Genomic DNA, 1,518 nt, shown 5'->3' on the forward strand with positions numbered 1-1,518 from the left:
CCGAATGCGTCGATGACTACATCGGACAGGACAACCCGGTCAGAGTCATAGACGCCTTCGTCGACGAACTTGATCTTGCAGAACTCGGTTTCGAAGGTACCGCACCGGCGATCACGGGTCGTCCGTCCTACCATCCCGGTGTGATGTTCAAGATCTATATCTACGGCTACCTGAACCGGATTCCTTCGAGCCGGCGTCTCGAGCGTGAATGTCAGCGCAACGTCGAGCTGATGTGGCTAACGGGACGTCTGGCTCCGGACTTCAAGACGATCGCGGACTTTCGCCGCGACAGCGGCGCAGCCATTCGCAACGTATGCAGGCGTTTCGTCGAACTGTGTCGGGGGTTGAAGCTGCTGTCCAGTGACATGGTGGCCATCGATGGTAGCAAGTTCAAGGCATCAAACAGCCGCGACAGGAACTACACGGCCAGCAAGATCGACAAACGTCAGCAGCAGATCGAAGAAAGCGTGCAGCGGTATCTCGACCTGATTGCAACCGCAGACCGGACCAGTCCAACAGGTTTCGATGTGAAGACGGTTCGCCTGTACGAGAAGATCGCCCGCTTACGCCAGCAGATGCGCGAGCTGGCACAGATCAGGAAGCAGTTAGAGAAGCAACCGGACAAACAGCTGTCCATGACGGACCCCGATGCGAGATCCATGGCAACAAGCGGAAGAGGTTCCGGCATAGTGGGCTACAACGTTCAGGCAGCCGTAGATACGAAGCATCATCTGATCGTTGAGCACGAAGTAACGAACGTTGGAAACGATCACGGCCAACTCTGCAAAATGGCGGTGTCTGCGAAGGACGCGATGGGCAGGCCGAAGCTGAAGGTTGTTGCTGATCGGGGTTACTTCAGTGGCCCGGAGATACGGGCATGCGATCTGAACGACATCAGCGCGTACGTTCCCAAGCCGCTTACCTCCGCGTCGCGGAAGAAAGGTCTGTTCACCAAGGCCGACTTTATCTACGTGGCAAAAAGTGATGTGTATCGATGCCCTGCTGGTGAGCGAGCCATCCTTCGATTCACGACCGTCGAGCATGACATGAATCTGCGGGTTTACTGGACCAGCGCCTGCCCGCGTTGCCATCTCAAGGAACGATGTTCACCGAGCGACTATCGTCGCATCCGACGATGGGAGCACGAGAACACACTGGAAGCGATGCAGCGCCGGCTCGACCGGCTGCCAGATGCAATGACCATCCGCCGAAGTACTGTCGAGCACGTCTTCGGTACGCTCAAGCACTGGATGGGTCCTGCCCACTTCCTGACCAGGACGCTGAAGAGAGTGAGTACGGAAATGAGCCTTCAGGTGTTGGCCTACAACCTGAAGCGGGTCATGAACATACTTGGGGTTGCAGGGATGATGAAGGCCATGAAGATAGCTGGAAGCTAAGGCCCCGAGGGGCTTTGTTGTGCTCGCGATGTTCGATTAGTGCAAACTCGCCGTATCAAACTCGATCGACCTGACTGGCAATCAACCGCTTGGCGGAAGAAACGGTGTTTCCACACACTCT

Annotated in this window: 1 protein-coding gene; it reads left to right on the plus strand. The window is 56.4% G+C overall.

Annotated elements, in window-relative coordinates; all coding sequences use genetic code 11:
• Positions 1–1,397: IS1182 family transposase (locus tag FQ705_RS15390; RefSeq protein WP_144142533.1), on the plus strand; the 1,397-nt coding region annotated here is incomplete at its 5' end.
• Between the last annotated feature and the right edge of the window lie 121 nt (positions 1,398–1,518).

Origin of the sequence: Paraburkholderia sp. BCC1884 (assembly GCF_900996225.1) — a bacterium.
In the GTDB taxonomy this organism is placed as follows: Bacteria; Pseudomonadota; Gammaproteobacteria; order Burkholderiales; family Burkholderiaceae; genus Paraburkholderia.